The organism is Acidobacteriota bacterium (assembly GCA_016716905.1).
GTDB lineage: Bacteria > Acidobacteriota > Vicinamibacteria > Vicinamibacterales > SCN-69-37 > SYFT01.
Genome location: JADJUS010000022.1, coordinates 1,580,479 through 1,597,944, shown reverse-complemented (window position 1 = coordinate 1,597,944; position 17,466 = coordinate 1,580,479). Strand labels below are relative to the sequence as shown.

Below are 17,466 nucleotides of genomic sequence, written 5' to 3'. Positions count from 1 at the left end.
CAGTATAGAACTCATTCCTCGTCCATCAGCGGACGATGAACAGATGGTCGGTTCCGTCGGCAAAAATTTCGCGGGCGCCCGATGCCTTGAGCCAGTCGGAGAGTTCCTGCCTTTCGCTTTCAGGAAACGCCGCCTCATGAAGCAGCACGTGCGTCGCTCTGGTCGCAAGAAGTGCGCGCCAGGTGGCATCTGGAGCGTCCCGTCGCGCGTTGAACATGCGCACGAGGAACAGCTGACTTTCCGGGAAAAATCCCGAGTACCCATTCACCAACCGCTGCCGGTGATACCCCGCGTAATACACCGCGTGGAGATCCCACGCCGCAGTGCCAAAAGGAAACTCGAGCAGGACGATCGGCAACGCCGAATCGCGAATGGCTCGGTACACAGGTGGAATGTCCTGGCCCACGCCCAGGTGTCGCGGCGTGATGTCGAGGCGCCCGGCCGCGAGCCTGACATTAGTGGGAAACTCCGCGGGCCACGCTTCGGCCAGCATCATCACGCTGGCGGCCAGCAGTAAGGCCGAGCCGAACCGCCGTGAGCGGCCGATGATGGCAGAAGCGCCGAGCCCCACAAGCACAGACAGGAACAACGCCATCAACATGAGGTAGCGTGCAGGCACGCGCAGTCCGTCGAACCCCGGCACGTACTGCATGAGCCACGCGTACGGTCCGGGGCTGATCACCAGTCCTTTCACGGCAATCTCCGGACCCAGCGCGAACGCCGCCGCGGCCAGAGCCGACACCGCATAAAACACCCACGGCGATCTGGCTTCATCAGCCGACTGACCCCGCTGCCTGCGAACCAGGATCCACGCCACCACAAGAACCGCCGTTCCCAGCAGCAGGCCACCGGCGTTGTGCGACTCCACCCATGCACCGTCGATCGGGATCAGGAAACTCCCCGTGACGAGCACCCGCGCCGTCGCGATCAGGTGCACTGCCAGGAGGATGAACAATGCGCCGGTCAGCATCTGCCGCCGTGGCGAGAGACGCTGTCCAGTTGATGCGTCATCGCGCTTCCGTCGGCGTGCCACGCCGGCGGCGATGCCCACGATTGCCAGCGTCAGAATGGCGATGCCGGGAAACCCCTGGCCTTCGGGTTTGGGAAACGCGACAAGACGAGTGCCCCACAACTTCAGCCGCTCTGAAGCGGTGGCAAACCCATGCACGTCAGCCGAAAAAGACGTCATCTCTTCGATGGAGCGGACGCCCACTCCGCTGTTTCGTACTTCAAGGTAGGGCGTCAGGAACGGCAGCGTGACGAGCGCCACCACAATGCCTGCGATACCAAACGCGCGCCAGGCCGCCCAGTCCCCCAGGCGTCGGCGAGTCGCCATTTCATACAACACGTATGCGGCGACAAACGGCGAGAAGAACATCACGTAGTAGCCGCACGACAGGTTCTGCGCGATCAGCGCCGCCGAGCCGCCCACCAGCGCCCGCCGGCGGCCGGTTTCGAAATATCGGCGGAACGCGTACAGCACGAACGGCATCCACTGCGACGAGAGCACCTGCAGGTGTGACCACTGATCGATGCGGTATGGTGCGAACGCAAACGCGAGGCCTGCGACGAATGCCGCAATCGGCCGGCCTGTGATGTCTCGCACCAGCAGGAACATGCCAAGTCCCGACAGCACAAACGTCGAGAGAAAGAGGAGGTTATACGACAGCACGACGTTGTCGGTGGCGGCGAGCACCGGCAAGGCCTGCAGCATTTGTGCGGTGAAGTGCTCGGAGTACGCCAGCGTGAGCGGCTCCGGATAAAAAATATTGCCGTGCCAGTATCGGCCCAACGCGCTGAAGTCGCCCGAGAGGAACGCGAGCACCTGCCCACCGGTCCAGAGCAGGACCCACGACACAAACACCGGGTCCCCCATGTCGGCGGCAATTTCTTTATGCATGACCGTGGCCAGCGGCCAGGTCAGGGCGCACGTGATGACGAGGTAGAGGAGGGCGGCCCGTTTCACTTTCGTCGGGCAAGCGCCAGCAGCGACATGCCGAAACTGGGTGACCGGCGATTCTCAGCGCGCAGCCACGGCATGATCCACTTGACCGCGCCCGCCTGCCCGCGGGGAATGACTCGCCGCTTCAACACACGAGAGTTCAGCCACCAGCCAAAGACACCGGGCTGGTTCAGATAGCGAAGAGTTTCCACCTCGAAGCCGGTCTCGGTCAGCAGCGCGCGCAGAGGCTCGCGGTCGTATCGGCGGAAGTGATTCAGGTGTTTGTCGAGCGTTCCGTAAATCGACGGCATGGCCGGCACAAGCAACACCAGATGCCCGCCGACGGGCAGCACCTTGGCGAAGTCGAGCAAGGTGTCGCGATCACGCTCGATGTGCTCCAGCACGTTCATGCACACGATGGAGTCGATGCGTTCGCCGGCCAGGTCTTCGCGCGCGGCCTGCGTGAGCGGGAATTCGAACGACGCAACACGAACGTTGGATCGCTGCCCGACCGTGGACCGCAGTTCCTTGACGTAGTGCGGTTCAATATCCGACGCAATCACACGTTCGCGCTCGACGAAGTACCGCGTCTGGTTACCGACGCCAGACCCGACTTCGAGCACGCGGCGACCGAGAAACGAGTCGAACTGATCGTGCAGCCACCTGTTGTAGACGCCCAGTCGCGACATGCGCCGCAGCGTCATGGCGCCGACGTCGCTTTCGGGGGCTTCCCACCGCGAGAACCGCAGGATGGTCCACGCGGCCTGGATGGCGTCCTTGAACCCGATCTTCTTGCCTTCCGCATACGTGCGGCCGTTGTAGGAGATCGGCACTTCGTACACACGCGCACGCAACCGCGCAACCTTGCACGTAATTTCCGGTTCCACCCCAAAACGCTTGGAGCGCAGATCAAGCCGGTCGGCGACGTCGCGCGTCAACGCCTTGTAACACGTCTCCATGTCGGTCAGGTTCAGGCCGCTAACCGCGTTCGACAGCAGCGTGAGCATCTTGTTGCCCACCGAGTGCCAGAAATACAACACGCGATGACCGTTGGGCGATCCCAGGAAGCGCGATCCATACACGACGTCGGCGTCGCCACGCAGGATCGGCCGGAGCAGCATGGGATATTCGTCGGGGTTGTACTCAAGGTCGGCGTCCTGCACGAGCAGGATGTCGCCCGTGGATTCGCGCATCCCGCGCGCCACCGCAGCGCCCTTGCCCTGGTTGGACGTCTGGTAAAACACGCGAATGCCATTGTTGCCGTCGAGCTCGGCCAGGATGTCTCTCGTCCCATCGCTCGACCCATCGTCCACAATGACGAGTTCTTTTTCGATGTCCGGAAGGTCCACGGCGAGGACGCGGGCAACGATTTCGCGGATGGTCCGCTTTTCGTTGAACGCGGGCATGATGATCGAGAGTTTCACGAGCGCGTCCACTCTGCGGAAAATGTTGCGATGTCGTCGTAGATTGCGCTGAGCAGATCCGGTGGCGCGAGAAACACCACGCGGAAGAATCCGTCGGCCGCCGGAAGACCGAAGCCCGACCCGTAGACGCAGAGAATTCCCGTCTGGCGGAGCAGTGCGAGCACGAAGTCCTCGTCGGTCTTGCCGGGGGGCAACGCCACTTTCGGCATGGCGTAAAACGCTGCACGCGGGGCGACGCAGGTGATGCCGGGGATCGCATTCAGCCGCGCCACCGTGAGGTCGGCGCGGATGGTGAGCTGGCGCACGAACTCGCGTTGATGGCTGCGGTCGCCGTTGAGCGCCGCTTCAATGGCGTATTGCATCGGCCCGGTGCTGCACAGGCGGCCATCGGCCAGTTTCTTGATCGCGGCCAGGACGTCGTTCAGGCGCGGCGAACGCCCCACCGAGAGCCACCCCGCGCGCCAACCCGGCGCCACGTAGGCCTTGGACAGTGACGAGAACGACAGAATTGGGGCGTCAGGGTCGAGGCTGCCGAGCAGGGGTGACGGACCGTCAAATCCGAGGTCGCCATACACCTCGTCGGCCAGGATCGGCACACCCGACGAGTGGGCCAGGGCGATAAGGGCCCGGCGAGTGGCCTCGGGATAGACCGCTCCGGTCGGGTTGTTCGGATCGATCACCACGATCGCTCGTGTGGCCGGCGTGATCTTGCCCGCGATATCGGCCACATCCGGCAGCCAGTGATTCTCGGGGTCGGTGCGATAAAACACCGCCTTCGCGCCCAGTTTGGCGAGCACGGCTGTGTAGAGCGGATACGTCGGCGTGGGCACCAGCACTTCGTCGCCCGCGTCGGCCATGGCGCCCAGCGCGAGTTCGATGCCCTCGGAGGTGCCGGCCGTCAGGATGACCCGGTCAACACCCACCGGCATGCCGCGCGATTCGTACTCCCGGGCAACCGCTTCTCGCGCCGAGGCAATACCGACGGATGCCGTGTAGCCGTTGTGGCCGTCACGCATCGCGCGCTCGACGGCTTCAATGAGATGAGGCGGCGTGTGGAACCCGAACGGAATCGGATCCCCGATGTTCAGATACCGGACGGTGCGGCCCGCGGCCTCCACTTTCCGGGCTTCGGCCACGACGTTGCGGATGGCATACGTGAAGCCCGAGATACGAGTGGCGACGTGCACCGGCGCCTGCGTAGGCATGCGAACGATCCTACCCCGAAGTACGACGGATCACACGGAGACACAGAGGCACAGAGGTTTTAGGCAATAGACAGTCAAGAAAGTTCGGTGCAGATCGACAGAAAGCTCTTTGAAGCCCTACTCCGTGTCTCGGCGCCTCCTGTGATCCTGCGTGATCAGCTTTTTGCCAGCTTGGTCATCGCCTCGATGAACACATCCACCTCGTCCACCGTGGTGTAGACGTTGGGCGTGACGCGGATGCCTTGGTATTCCAGGGCCTGGGGTTCACCCACTGCGATGCCCGTCACGAGGATCTTCTGGTTGTCCCACAGCTTCGCGGCGATGTCGTTTGGCGGGATTCCCTTGATGCCGACCGTGCCGATGGCGCATGAGTGGGCCGGATCCATTCCCGTGTGCAACTCGATGCGGTCAAGCTTGGTGAGTTCATTGGCCCATCGGGCCTTGAGGTAACGCAGGCGCGCGGCTTTCCGTTCGCCCCCGATGCCTCGGTGGAACATGAGCGCTTCGGCGATCGCGTTGTGATTGGCCGCGGGGTGCGTTCCGATCTCTTCGAACTTGCGGATGTTCTTTGACTGAGCGGCCGCCGCGGGCTGCAGAGCCCAGGTCTTCTCGATGCGATCCGGCCGAACGTAGAGCAACCCCGTGCCGACCGGAGCCAGCAGCCATTTGTGGAGGCTTGAGCCGTAGTAGTCGCAGTCAAAGTCCGTGATCTTGAACGGGAAGTGCCCGTACGCGTGGGCGCCGTCAACAATGGTGATGATGCCGCGCTTTCTGGCGAGGTCACAGATCTCCTTCGCGGGGAAGATGTGTCCTGACAGATTCGAAATGTGCATGAAGTGGATCACCTTCGTGGCGGGCGTGATCGCGGCCTCGAAGCGTTGCACCAGGTCGGACTGCACGGGCGGCACCGGAAACCGGATCTTCGTCAGCTTGACCTCGTCCCTGAGCACACGCTGCTCCCACGTGTTCATCATTCGGCCATAGTCCTGGTTGGTGGTCAGGATCTCGTCTCCGGGTTTCAAGTTGATGCCGAGCTGCGCGATCTGGAGAGACTCACTGGCGTTACGCGTAATGGCGATCGTCTCGGGGTCGGCGCCAATGTCATGAGCGAGGTCGCGCCGCACGCTCTCGATGTTGGGCTCAAGAATCCGCCACATGTGATACGCGGGCAACTGGTTCGAAATATCGAGGTAACGCTTGAGCGCCTCGTGCACCACACGCGGGCTGGGGCAGACACCGCCGTTGTTCAGGTTGACGATGGTGCGGTCGAGTGTGAAGCCTTCCTGGACCACACGCCAGAAGTCTTCGTCGCGGGCCACGTCAGCCAGGCTTCGCCCGCTCTGGGCTTCTCCAGCTTCAAGCAGGCGGTTGAGCGCTTCGGGGTTGTAGGTGGCGAAGGCGGCGCCAGCAGCGGCACTGGTGCGGTTCAGGAATTGCCGTCGGGTCCACATCGCTGATCCTCCTCCGTTGTTACATCGGATTTCCTGCGAATCATAGCGCGGATGGTGGCACAATAACCGCGGACAGCAGGGGGGCAAGGCGTGAACGGACTTGGTCTGGTGGTGCTGCGGCTCGCACTGGCCGTCGTATTCGTCGCACACGGCGCACATAAGCTGTTTGGCTTGTGGGCCGGCCCGGCCATCGGTGTCGGCGGTCTCGACATGACGGCCCAGCTGTTCGCGGGTCTCGGCCTGAACCCCTCGTTTCCCCTCGCAGTGCTGGTTGGTGTCGTTGAAACCCTGGGCGGAGTCCTGCTGGTGATCGGGTGGTTTACCCGGGTTGCCGCGCCGGCGATGGCCGTCGTGACCGCCGTGGCCATGTGGAAGGGCCAGTGGGTCAACGGGTTTTTCCTCAACTGGACGGGCGTGCCCGACCGCGGCCAGGGATTTGAGTTCAGCCTCATCCTGCTTGGCGCCTTGCTTTGTTTGACCTTTACCGGCGGCGGCGAGTGGTCCCTGGACGGTCAGCGCGAAGCCTCGCGCGCCTCGCGACAGGCGGGACGGGCGAGACTCCGGGGAAAGCTGTAGGAGCCGTGCTTGGTGCTGACGTGCTCTTGTGCTGACGTGCTACTCAGCGCCGCACAGCACCCAGCACCCCAGCACCCCAGCACCGAGCACTGAGCACCCAGCACTAACCGTCGCACCATGAACCTTACTGACAAGGTCTGCTTGATCGTTGGCGCCCGCCGAATGGGTTTGGCGCTCGCCACCGCCCTCGCGTCGCGCGGGGCCGATGTCGCCCTCACGTATCGCACATCCCCTGACGCCGCCGAAGAGGCCGCCGCCGCAGTCCGCGCGCTTGGGCGCAAGGCCATGGTGGTGCGGTGTGACGTGACCGACGAAACGCCGGTCGTTGAATCCACATTCCAGCAGGTGGCGGATGAACTGGGCCGCCTCGATGTGCTGGTGATGATGGCGTCGCGGTATGTGGCGGCGCCGTTCGACGAACTGGATACCTGGGAAGTTGAGCGCACGCTCGGCGTCGATATGCGCGGGACCTTCGTCTGTATGCGCGCAGCCATTCCGCACATGCGACGCGCCGGCGGCGGCCGCATCATCAACTTCAGCGACTGGACCGCGGCCAGCGGACGCCCCCGTTACATGGGGTACACGGGTTATTACGTGGCCAAAGCCGGCGTAAAAGCGCTGACAGAAGCCTTCGCGCTGGAGCTGGCGAAGGACCAGATCCTGGTCAATGCCATCGCGCCAGGGCCCGTGCTGCCGCCAGAAGATTTTTCCGCAGACCAACGCGCCGGCGTTGAGGCAGCCACGCCGCTGGGCCGGTGGGGAGGGGCCGAAGAAATTGCGAAGACCGTCCTGGCCCTGGTCGACTCAGACTTCATCACCGGCGAGACGATTCGCGTGGATGGCGGCCGGCACTTACAATAAAATCTGGCCAATCGCCGAGACAGGAGTTCCCACCCATGCCAACCACACCTCGCTTCGCTGTGTCCGCCCTGATCTGTTTTGCCGCACTGACCATGGCTGTCCCTGTGTCCGCTCAGGACGACAAGGACAAGAACAAGATCGAAAAGTGCCCCACGCCGTACGGCACGCTCGCGGTCAATGAGCCCACCGATGAAGTGCTCGGATGGCTGCGCCGCTATTCGCTCGAGTCGCCCTCGGCACTCATCCGAATCTACGCCCAGGAATCCAACTGCTTTGTGGTGGTTGAGCGGGGCAGGGGCATGCAGAACCTCCAGCAGGAGCGCGCGCTGGGTGCGTCTGGCGAACTGCAGTCGGGCTCAAACATGGGCAAGGGTCAGATGGTGGCGGCCGACTTTGTGTTGACGCCCTACGTCCAGTTCGCAGACAACAACGCCGGTGGTGTCGGCGGCGCGGTCGGTGGCGCCCTCGGCCGCCGGGTTGGCATCGGGGTTGGCGGCAGCCTGAAGTTCAAGGAAGCCGAGTCGAGCATCACATTGTCGTCCACGCGCACGGGTGTGCAGGTGGCGTCGGCTCAAGGCAAAGCGCGGCAGCGTGATTTCAGCCTGGGCGGTTTGGGAATCGCGGGCGGACTCCTTGGCGGCGCCGGTGCGTACTCAAGCACGGCCGAGGGCAAGGTGATTGCCGCGAGTCTGCTCGACAACTTCAACGCCGTTGTCGCCAAGGTCCAGGCGTCTTCGCTCAAGCCGATGGCGGCCGACCGGGTGGCCGCGCTCGGTGGCGGTGAATCACCCGCGGCCGGTTCGGGCTTCAACGAAGGCGACGTCGTTCACGCGAAGATCGACGGCGTGAAACTCATGGCCACGGCGAGCGACACCTCCAAGGTGATCGCTGCGCTGAAGAAGTCTGACGAACTTGTCGTGATGGGTTCCGCAGCCGGCGGTTACATCAAGGTCCTGGGTTCGATGGGCGAAGGCTTCGTCAAAGCGGTGCTCGTCGCGAAGTGAGGATGTAGCCGGACCTGAAGGTCCGGCCTCCATTCGGAAGGAGGCCGGGTCTTCAGACCCGGCTGCGTACACGCTGAAACCGTTCTACAGGTGCGCTTCCATCGACTCGAGCGCGCCGTCCAGTTCCTTGCGGTCGCGCGCGAAGCACAGCCGGATGTGGCCTTCGCCGCGTGAGCCGAAGTCCACGCCGGGCACACACCCGATCCGCGCCTTCTTGATCAGGAACTCGGTCATCGCCCACGACAAGGACTCCGGCGCATTCGGCAGCGGCGACTTCCAGGCAGGGTCGATCTTCACGAAGGCGTAGAACGCGCCCACAGGTGGAGCGCCGCTGAGGATACCTTTGGACGCCTTGGGCAACTTCTCGTAGAACAGGTCGCGCCGCGCGCCCAGTTCGATGCGGAAATCGTCCACCACCTGCCGCGGCCCCTGCAACGCCCCCACCGCGCCGTACTGAATCAGCGATGACACATTCGACGTCGTCAACGACACGATCTTCCGCGCGCGTTCGTTGATCTTCTTGTCCTTGATGGCGAGATAACCGAGGCGAAGGCCGGTCATCGCGTACGTCTTGCTGAGCGTGTAGAGCGGGATCGTGCGCTCGTAGAGGCCCGGCCACGACGCGATGCTGAAATGTTCGTGTCCGTCGAACACAAAGTCCTCATACGCCTCGTCTGCGAACACCCAGAGGTTGCGCTCCATGACGAGCGCGGCGAGTTGGTCCACGTCTTCACGCGTCATCACGCCGCCGGTCGGGTTGCTCGGCGTGTTGATCAGGATGGCCTTGGTCTTGGGCGTGATGAGGCGCGCCAGTTCGTCCATGTCGGGACGCCAGCCGAGCGATTCATAGACAGGAAACGGCACCGGCACGGCCTGCGCGGCCAGGATGTTGCTCACGGTCGGCGGCCAGCAGGGATCGGGCACCAGTACCTCGTCACCCGGCTCAAGCAACGCCAGACACGCGATGTACTGGCCGTGGATGCCGCCGTTGGTGACCATGACCTCGTCCGCGCCGCCGATGGGAATGCCGTTTTGGGTGCGCATCTTTTCCACCAGCAGGTCCAGCAGCGGCGGAATGCCCGTGGTCTGCACGTAGTGCGTGCGATTCTCGGCGATGCCCTTGCGAAGCGCTTCTTTGACCGATTCAGGCGCGTCGAAACTGACGTCGCCCTGATCGAGGCGAAACGGCCGATCGACCGAATACATCATGTCGCGGATGCGGATAATTCCAGAGAAGGGCACGGAGTCGAGGAACTGAGCCATTCCTGAGATGATACTGAAAGCGCGCCCCCGAGCACATCAATGACACATCCCAAGCACGCCGACGCAGACCACAAAGTGCTCGACCTCATCCGCGAACGGTGGAGCCCGCGGGCGTTTGACGCCACTCGTGAGGTGACGATGGACGATCTGTGGCGCCTGTTCGAGGCAGCGCGCTGGGCGCCCTCCTCGCGCAACGAACAGCCCTGGCGTTTTGTCGTAGCGCACCGGCAGCAGTCGCCGGAGACGTACCAGGCGCTCTTCGCCGCATTGGGCGCCAGCAATCAAGCGTGGGCCGGCACGGCACCCGTGCTGATTCTCGCCGCGGTCCAGCTCACCGTGGAGCTCACCGGCGAAGCCAACCGCCACGCGTACTACGACACCGGCCAGGCCGTCGCCTTCCTGACGCTGCAGGCCCAGTCACAGGGGCTGGCCATCCGGCAGATGGAAGGCTTCAGCCACGCCATCGCGCGCGAAGTGTGTCAGGTGCCCGACGCCTTCGAACCCGCGGTGGTGATGGCCGTCGGCTACCCCGGGCTACCAGAGGCTCTGGCGAGTGAAAAGCACCGCGCGGCCGAGGTCACGCCACGCCGTCGCCGCCGCGCCGCCGACTTCGTCTTCGATGGCGCCTGGGGGAAGACCCTCTGATCACGCCGCCTTCGATCGCCCACGTCGGATCACAGGAGACCCTGAGACAGGGAGATCTTTCGGAAAGGGCCAATCGCCGCTGCCTTAACCAGAAGCCCACGCCGGATTTACAGGAGACGCAGAGTCACGGAGGTTCTTAGGGAAAGGCCTATAGCCAAAGGTCTTGTCCAAGAATCCTCAGCGTCTCTGAGCCTCCTGTGATCCGTCGTGATCTAATCCGTCGTGACGTCAGACCAGCGCCAGGATGCGCTCCAGCGTCTGCCGGGTGCCCTGCGTCGGCAGGTTCGACAGATACAAGTGGCGCACGCCGGCGCGCCTCAATTCTCGAATTGATCGGGCGCAAATGCTTTCCGGACTCTCGCCCGCGCCGAACTCGGCCGTCAGTGCCTCGGCCGGCACGGACAGGAATTGCTTGAGCGTCGCCAGCGTCTTCGGGTTCGCGCTGCGGTAATAGAACACCCCGAAGATTCCAGGCGTCGTGACGCCCGCCTTCTGCCGCGCGGTCAGGAAACTCTCCACCTTCGGCAGGTCGTGGTGCGAGACCACTTGCGTCAGGAAGAACTCCGCCGAGAAGCGGGCATCGCGGAGGTAGCCCACCTGCGACTCTGGGTTCTGATGCGGGTTGGCCCAGCCTCCCAGGCCCAGGTCGGGCACGTGCCGGCGAATGTCTTCGCGCAACTGCCACGCGTGCTCCACACATCTGGGCGGCCCGACCGACTTATCCCCACCCAGCACCACCATCGTCGAAAACCCTTGGTGCAGTGCGCTCTCGGCATACGAGATGCAATATTCGCGCGTGTGCTTGGTGGTCAGGAACGGAATGACGTGGCTGCGCGGCACGTCGGTGCCCAGATTGATGACCAGATGCCGAAGGTTGTTCTCTTCCTTCGCACCAACGGCGCTGTCGGTCAGGAAGACGAACATCCCGTCGCGCACAAGTCCGCGGACCGCGTGATAGGTATCGATCCACGCATCCATGCCGGCTGCTGAATCCAGTTCAGCCCGGGGCGGACGGAGTTCAACCGACAGCACATTCGGCGTCTTCTCCAGTGCTTCAACGAGCGGATTGGTCACGACCAGTAAGTATAGACTTGCAGTGGTGGCTACCGCACTCGCGTCACTGACGTCATTGCCCCGCGTCATCCTGGCGCCTCATCCCACGCCGATCGACTCGCTCACGAGACTGCGCGCGGCGCTCGGACCCGCGTGTCCATCGCTCTACATGAAGCGCGACGACCTGCTCTCGTTTGGAATGGGCGGCAACAAGGTTCGCAAGCTCCAGACTGTGCTCGCCGAAGCCGCATCCGCCGGCGCCGACACGCTCATCACCTGCGGGGGTCTTCAGTCCAATCACTGTCGCGCCACAGCGGCCGCCGGCGCGGCGTTGGGGATGCGCGTGATCCTGGTGGTCAACGGTGTTCAACAGGAACGGCCCACCGGCAACGCACTGCTCGATCAACTCTTCGGAGCCGACGTCCGCTACGCGTCGTCTCGGGACGAACGGGCCTCGATGATGGAAAGTGTTGCCGAAGAGGAGAAAGCAGCGGGTCGGCGACCCTGCGTCATTCCGCTGGGCGCGTCCACGCCGATCGGCGCGGCGGGCTTCGCCCTCGGGATTCAGGAAGTGCTCGTCGCCGGCCTTCGACCCGACGTCATCATCCATTCCACGTCGTCAGGCGGGACGCAGGCGGGACTCATTGCAGGATGCGCGTTGTTCGGCTTGAAGGCGCGCATCATCGGCATCAGCGCCGATGAGTCGTCTACGGCTCTGGTAGCTGTAGTTCGCAGCCTCGTCGAAGGTATGGCCGCCCGCCTTGGCGGATCACATGCGGCGCTTGGTGCGGATCGTGACGTGGTGGTGGACGATCGTTTTGTGGGCGACGGGTACGGCATTCCAACGGAAGGCTCTCGCGAAGCGCTGACGCTGGTGGCGAGGCACGAAGGGATCGTCCTCGATCCCGTGTACACCGCAAAAGCAATGGCCGGGCTGATCGAACGTATCCGACGAGACAGCTTCTCGGCCGGCGAAACCATATTGTTCTGGCACACCGGCGGCCAGGTGGGGTTATTTGCATGACACTGACATTTCTCGGCGCAGCTCGAACGGTCACAGGCTCCAAGCACCTGTTGGAGGTGGGCGGCACGCGAGTCCTGGTGGACTGCGGGATGTTTCAGGGCCTCAAGGTCCTGCGCGAGCGCAATTGGGAGCCGTTTCCCGTGCCCCCATCGTCAATCCACGTGGTGGTGTTGACCCACGCACATCTCGACCACTGCGGACTTCTGCCACGACTGGTGGCGCAGGGGTTTACCGGACGGGTGTTCTGCACTGGTGGTACCGCCGAGCTCGCGAAGATCGTGATGTCGGACGCCGCCCATCTGCAGGAAGAAGACGCGGAACGGGCCAACCGCAAGGGCTACACCAAACACAAGCCGGCGCTGGCGCTGTTCACGGAAAACGATGCTGCGCGAGCGGTGCTGCAATTGCAGCCTGTCGGTTACGACAGGCCCGTGCCCATCGCTCCGGGGATCGAGTTGGAGTTCATGAACGCCGGACACCTGCTCGGCTCGGCGTACGCCCGCATCACGGTTGCCTCTGAAGGCAAGACCATTCTCTTTGGCGGCGACCTTGGCCGCTACGGTCGACCGGTGTTGCCGGACCCCGCTGCGCCGCCAGATGCCGATGTCGTCCTTGTTGAGTCCACCTACGGCAACAAGGTGCACGAAGCGGATGACGATGGGGCGCATTTGGCGAGGATTGTGAATGAGACCGTGAAGCGCCGAGGGAAGATCGTGATTCCGGCGTTTGCACTCGGACGGGTCGAGGAATTGCTGTACTGGGTGCGGCACCTCGAAGAGCGCAAGGCCATTCCCGAGCTGCCGGTGTACGTGGACAGCCCAATGGCCGTCGAGGTGCTGGCGGAGTACCGCGATCGCATGCACGAACTCGATGAGGGACTCCGCAACTTCCTGACCGCACGACTGCATGTGATTGCGTCGATCCCGGAGTCGCGAAAAGTCCAGGACGACGATCACCCGAGTATCGTCATCTCGTCGAGCGGTATGGCCACGGGCGGCAGGGTCCTGCACCACCTGAAGCGCGTGCTGCCAGATGCGCGCAACACCGTGTTGTTTGCCGGATATCAGGCCGAGGGCACGCGCGGCCGGCAACTCAAGGACGGCGCCCAGACGACGCGCATCCATGGTGAGGAGATTGCCGTGCAGGCGCAGATCGAATCGCTCGACTCCGTGTCTGCGCATGCCGACAGCAACGAAGTGATGCGCTGGCTCAGGAGCTTCAAACGCCCACCGTCCACGCTGTGCCTGGTGCATGGCGAACCCGGGCCGATGGACACGCTGAAGGCGCGCGTGGAACGCGAGCTGAAGTGGAACGTCAGGACGCCAGCACACCGAGAGAAGATCGACATCTGATGGACCGAATTTACCTGCTTGAACAAATCGACGAAGCCGCCGTTGTGCAGTTGTATGCCGATGGCTTTGAGGCACTGCCGACCGACCAGAAGATCCTGATCTGGCACCTGTCGCAGGCGGCGCTGGCCGGCCGAGACATCTATTACGACCAGCGGTATCGCCACAACCTGGAGATGCGCGCCATTCTCGAGGGCATTGTGCGGGCCGCCAACAGAGAGGCGCTGGCGAAGGCTCCGCGCGATGTCATTGACGAGATCCGTCGCTACACCAAGCTCTTCTGGATCAACAGCGGTCCTTACAACAACCTGACGGCGCGCAAGTTCGTGCTGAAGTGCTCGTTTGATGACCTGTTGGCCGTAGCGGCCGAGGCGAAGAAAGCGGGCACGATCGCGCTCGACGATCAAGCTCTGGTCGACACGCTCGAACGACTCCGTTCAGCATTTTTCGACGCCACGCACGAGCCACTGGTGACGAACAAGACGCCTGGCGAGAGCCGCGACATTCTGGAAGACAGTGCGAACAATTTGTACCGCGGCGTCACCATGGCCGACCTGACGGGGCTGGACGAACGGTATGGTTTGAACTCGCGGCTGGTGAAGACCGGAGACGGGCGCCTTGCAGAGGAGATCTATCGCGTCGGCGGTAAATATGGGCCGCAAATCGAAGCCATCTGCCGGCATCTGACGGCCGCGCTGCCTTACGCGACCCCTGCCATGCGCAGGGCCCTGGAAGCGCTGATCAAGTTCTATGACTCGGGTGAAGACTCGGACCGCGTGGCCTACGACATCGCGTGGGTGGAAGACAAAGACTCGCCCGTCGACACCATCAACGGCTTCATCGAGAACTACATGGATGCGCGCGGCGTGAAGGGCGCGTGGGAAGCCCTGGTGTTCTACGTCAATCCCGGGAAGACCGCCGGCATCCAGCGGTTGGCCGAATCAGCGCAGTGGTTTGAGGACCGGATGCCGTGGGACGCGAAGTGGCGGCGCACCAGTGTGAAGGGTGTGACAGCGCGCGCGATTGACGTGGTGATGGAAACCGGCGACTCAGGCCCGGTGACGCCCATCGGGATTAACCTGCCGAACGACCAGTTGATCCGCGAGCAGCACGGCAGCAAGTCCGTCACGATCGCCAACGTGTCTGAGGCCTACGACAAGTCACAGCCCAGGGCCTATCGCGAAGAGTTCTGCTGGTCGCCGGAGGAAGTGGCGAGGGCGGAACGCTGGGGCTCGCTGGCCAGCGAAGTCACGACGGGCATTCATGAAGTGTTGGGGCATGGAAGCGGCGTGGTCGAGGCGCATCTTGAGGGACGGCCGGAACTGGCGATCAAGGAGCAGTACGCGGCGCTCGAGGAGACACGCGCCGATCTGGTGGGCCTGTATTTCGTGAGCGAGCCAAAAATTGCGGAACTCGGAATGTTGCCCGGTGAGCACCAGGCCGAGATTGTGCTGGCCGAGTACGAAGCGTATGCGCGCAATGCCCTGGTCCAGTTGCGACGCATCCGTGAGGGCTCGCAGATCGAGGAAGACCACATGCGCAACCGCCAGGCAATTGTGCACTGGTTGATGGCGCACACTTCGTCCATCGAGGTGCGCAAGCGCGACGGTAAAACCTACTACGTGATGGTGGACGGCAAAGCGTTCCACGACGGCGTTGGCCGGTTGCTGGCCGAAGTGCAACGTATCAAGTCCACCGGAGACTACGCGGCCGCGAAAGCGCTGTTTGAAACACACGGCATTCACTTCGATCCGAACCTGCGCGATGAAGTGGTGGCGCGGGTGGATCGCCTGAAGCTGCCGTCGTATACCGGCTTCGTGCAGCCCGACCTGACGCCGGTGCGGAATGCTGCAGGCGAGATTGCTGATGTGGCGATCTCGTATCCCCTGAGCCTGGAAACACAGATGTTGGGATGGAGTGAACGATGAAGAAGCTGCTCGTATTCGCGTTCGCGTTGCTCGTCGTGGGCGAGCAGGATCCTGAACCCCGTGTGCGCGCCGAACTGGCGGCGGCGCGGCAGATGCCTGCGGCGATGGCCGCGCGCGTCCAACCCGTGATCGATCAGGCGTGGGCCGGGTTTGATCCGGCGGCGGCGATGGCGCAGGTGGAGTTCGCGTCGCGGTACTGGCGCCTCGCGGGGAACGAAGGGTACGACGCGACCCTCGATCGCGTGCGCGATCGCTTGCAGGCCGCGGGCCTGAAGAACATCGAGGTCGAAACGGCAGCGACACCCAGCCCCGGGTGGGACTACACCGTTGGCACGCTGGCCCTCATCCGGCCCAACCAGCCAGACCTGGTGGTGCTGTCGAAAGAGCGCGAACGCGTCGCGCTGGCCATCAACTCGATCTCCACTGACGGCAAGATTGATGCGCCGCTGGTCGACGTCGGGCGCGGGCAGGCCGGGGATTTTGAAGGCAAGGATCTGAAAGGCGCCGTGGTGATTGGTGACGCTGATCTGGGCACCCTCTTCCGGCAGGCGGTGACCCAGCGCGGCGCGCTCGGCGCCATTTCCACATCCATCGCCAAGTACATCGCCGACGACCCGGACGTGTTGCAGTGGGGCAGCATCCCGCTTGACGCCACACGGAAGGCCTTCGGCTTCAAGGCGTCGCGGCGCGCGGCAACCACACTGCGAGAAGCGCTCAAAGCCGGCCCCCAACGGGTGCGTGTGGAAGTGGCCAGCACGTTCGCCAACAAACCCGAGCGAACGCTCGTGTATGAAATTCCAGGCCGCACGTTGCCCAACGAACGCGTCGTGCTCGCGGCACACATTCAGGAACCCGGCGCCAATGACAATGCGAGTGGCGTGGCGACGCTCATGGAACTGGCGCGGTCACTCGGCGTGGGCGTGGCGTCGGGTCGCATTCCCCCTCCAGCCCGCACCATCACGTTCCTGTGGCTCAACGAAATCAGCGGCAGCCGTGCCTGGATCGCCAGACACCCCGATCTGATGGCGGGCGTGCGCTACATGTTCTCCATGGACATGACTGGTGAGGACGTGGCCAAAACCGGCGGCAGTTTCCTCGTGGAGCGGTGGCCCGACCCAGGCGCCGTGTGGGCCCGGCCGTGGGACCCGCACTCTGAGTGGGGCGCCGGCAACGTCAGGGCCAACACGCTGAAGGGTGACCTGATCAACGACCTGCACCTCGCCGTGTGCGAGCTGGTGGCGAAGAAAACGACCTGGGTGGTGAAGACGAATCCGTACGAAGGTGGAAGCGACCACACGGTGTTTGGCTCCGCCGGGGTGCCGTCACTCTTGAACTGGCACTTCACCGACCGGTATTACCACTCGAGCCTGGATACACCGGACAAAACCAGCCCCGAAGAAATGCGGAATGTCGGTGTCGCGATGGCCTCGTCGGCCTGGGTACTTGCGTCCGCTGATGAGGCCATGTCACTGCAGGTGGCCGAGCTTGTGGCGTCGGCTGGCCGCGCGCGTCTGGCGGTTGAGCTTCGGGACGGATCACGGTTGACGGATCACGCCGCCGCCCTTGCCGCATGGCGCAAGTGGTCGGCTGAGGCTGTTCGAAGTGTCACGCGTCTGGTGACCGTGCCGGTGTCGCCGGCCCTGACGGCACGTATCGAAGCCCTCGTTGCGCCTTACTTGTAAGCCTGACCCGGGCCCTGACCCTGGCTCTGGCCCGTAGGCATCGACATCGTCTCGACCAT

14 protein-coding genes are annotated in these 17,466 nt (G+C 63.6%); 8 read left to right on the top strand and 6 right to left on the bottom strand.

Annotation, left to right across the window (positions count from 1 at the left end; genetic code table 11):
* Window positions 1-25: 25 nt before the first annotated feature.
* From IPL75_22980 to IPL75_22965, 4 genes are all read right to left on the bottom strand, one after another.
* Complete coding sequence (locus tag IPL75_22980) at window positions 26-1,966, bottom strand: hypothetical protein (GenBank protein MBK9243059.1); 1,941 nt, start codon at window positions 1,964-1,966, stop codon at window positions 26-28.
* Window positions 1,963-3,378: a glycosyltransferase gene (locus IPL75_22975; protein ID MBK9243058.1), complete on the bottom strand. Its 1,416-nt coding sequence runs from the start codon at window positions 3,376-3,378 to the stop codon at window positions 1,963-1,965. Before IPL75_22975 ends, IPL75_22980 begins: the two co-directional genes overlap by 4 nt.
* Window positions 3,363-4,571 carry an aminotransferase class I/II-fold pyridoxal phosphate-dependent enzyme gene (locus tag IPL75_22970; GenBank protein MBK9243057.1) on the bottom strand — a complete coding sequence of 403 codons (1,209 nt, stop codon included), beginning with the start codon at window positions 4,569-4,571 and terminating at the stop codon, window positions 3,363-3,365. Before IPL75_22970 ends, IPL75_22975 begins: the two co-directional genes overlap by 16 nt.
* A gap of 155 nt (window positions 4,572-4,726) precedes the next feature.
* Window positions 4,727-5,890, bottom strand: coding sequence for an aminotransferase class V-fold PLP-dependent enzyme (locus IPL75_22965; GenBank protein MBK9243056.1), 1,164 nt, complete (start codon window positions 5,888-5,890; stop codon window positions 4,727-4,729).
* Window positions 5,891-6,112: 222 nt separating this feature from the next.
* Here IPL75_22965 and IPL75_22960 point away from each other — a divergent pair, with 222 nt between their 5' ends.
* From IPL75_22960 to IPL75_22950, 3 genes are all read left to right on the top strand, one after another.
* Window positions 6,113-6,598, top strand: a complete 486-nt coding sequence (locus IPL75_22960; protein MBK9243055.1) for a DoxX family protein — start codon at window positions 6,113-6,115, stop codon at window positions 6,596-6,598.
* Window positions 6,599-6,715: 117 nt separating this feature from the next.
* A complete protein-coding gene (locus IPL75_22955) occupies window positions 6,716-7,459 on the top strand; it encodes an SDR family oxidoreductase (protein MBK9243054.1) in 744 nt (247 codons plus the stop codon).
* Window positions 7,460-7,494: 35 nt separating this feature from the next.
* Window positions 7,495-8,463, top strand: coding sequence for a peptidoglycan-binding protein (locus IPL75_22950; GenBank protein ID MBK9243053.1), 969 nt, complete (start codon window positions 7,495-7,497; stop codon window positions 8,461-8,463).
* Window positions 8,464-8,547: 84 nt separating this feature from the next.
* Here the strand turns inward: IPL75_22950 and IPL75_22945 are convergent, their stop codons facing one another.
* Window positions 8,548-9,726 carry a pyridoxal phosphate-dependent aminotransferase gene (locus IPL75_22945; GenBank protein MBK9243052.1) on the bottom strand — a complete coding sequence of 393 codons (1,179 nt, stop codon included), beginning with the start codon at window positions 9,724-9,726 and terminating at the stop codon, window positions 8,548-8,550.
* Between the two features lie 39 nt (window positions 9,727-9,765).
* Here IPL75_22945 and IPL75_22940 point away from each other — a divergent pair, with 39 nt between their 5' ends.
* Window positions 9,766-10,371, top strand: a complete 606-nt coding sequence (locus IPL75_22940; GenBank protein MBK9243051.1) for a nitroreductase family protein — start codon at window positions 9,766-9,768, stop codon at window positions 10,369-10,371.
* A gap of 228 nt (window positions 10,372-10,599) precedes the next feature.
* Here IPL75_22940 and IPL75_22935 read toward each other — a convergent pair whose 3' ends face one another.
* Complete coding sequence (locus tag IPL75_22935; GenBank protein ID MBK9243050.1) at window positions 10,600-11,445, bottom strand: hypothetical protein; 846 nt, start codon at window positions 11,443-11,445, stop codon at window positions 10,600-10,602.
* 25 nt (window positions 11,446-11,470) lie between these two features.
* Between IPL75_22935 and IPL75_22930 the strand changes: the two genes are divergently transcribed.
* The 4 genes from IPL75_22930 to IPL75_22915 are packed head-to-tail and all read left to right on the top strand — an operon-like array spanning window position 11,471 to window position 17,407.
* Window positions 11,471-12,448 (top strand): D-cysteine desulfhydrase family protein, encoded by a 978-nt coding sequence (locus IPL75_22930; GenBank protein MBK9243049.1) that lies wholly within the window; start codon window positions 11,471-11,473, stop codon window positions 12,446-12,448.
* The gene (locus IPL75_22925) at window positions 12,445-13,800 is read left to right on the top strand and encodes an MBL fold metallo-hydrolase (protein ID MBK9243048.1); all 1,356 of its coding nucleotides are present in this window, start codon (window positions 12,445-12,447) and stop codon (window positions 13,798-13,800) included. Before IPL75_22930 ends, IPL75_22925 begins: the two co-directional genes overlap by 4 nt.
* Window positions 13,800-15,725, top strand: coding sequence for a peptidase M49 (locus IPL75_22920; GenBank protein ID MBK9243047.1), 1,926 nt, complete (start codon window positions 13,800-13,802; stop codon window positions 15,723-15,725). Before IPL75_22925 ends, IPL75_22920 begins: the two co-directional genes overlap by 1 nt.
* Window positions 15,722-17,407: a DUF4910 domain-containing protein gene (locus tag IPL75_22915; protein ID MBK9243046.1), complete on the top strand. Its 1,686-nt coding sequence runs from the start codon at window positions 15,722-15,724 to the stop codon at window positions 17,405-17,407. The genes IPL75_22920 and IPL75_22915 overlap by 4 nt, the downstream gene beginning before the upstream one ends.
* The last annotated feature ends 59 nt before the right edge of the window (window positions 17,408-17,466 follow it).

Bases quoted from the DNA above. Each gene is read 5' to 3' on its own strand.
- IPL75_22925 (MBK9243048.1), top strand. From the start codon at position 12,445: ATGACACTGACATTTCTCGGCGCAGCTCGAACGGTCACAGGCTCCAAG.
- IPL75_22940 (MBK9243051.1), top strand. From the start codon at position 9,766: ATGACACATCCCAAGCACGCCGACGCAGACCACAAAGTGCTCGACCTC.
- IPL75_22920 (MBK9243047.1), top strand. From the start codon at position 13,800: ATGGACCGAATTTACCTGCTTGAACAAATCGACGAAGCCGCCGTTGTG.
- IPL75_22950 (MBK9243053.1), top strand. From the start codon at position 7,495: ATGCCAACCACACCTCGCTTCGCTGTGTCCGCCCTGATCTGTTTTGCC.
- IPL75_22955 (MBK9243054.1), top strand. From the start codon at position 6,716: ATGAACCTTACTGACAAGGTCTGCTTGATCGTTGGCGCCCGCCGAATG.
- IPL75_22970 (MBK9243057.1), bottom strand. From the start codon at position 4,571: ATGCCTACGCAGGCGCCGGTGCACGTCGCCACTCGTATCTCGGGCTTC.
- IPL75_22945 (MBK9243052.1), bottom strand. From the start codon at position 9,726: ATGGCTCAGTTCCTCGACTCCGTGCCCTTCTCTGGAATTATCCGCATC.
- IPL75_22915 (MBK9243046.1), top strand. From the start codon at position 15,722: ATGAAGAAGCTGCTCGTATTCGCGTTCGCGTTGCTCGTCGTGGGCGAG.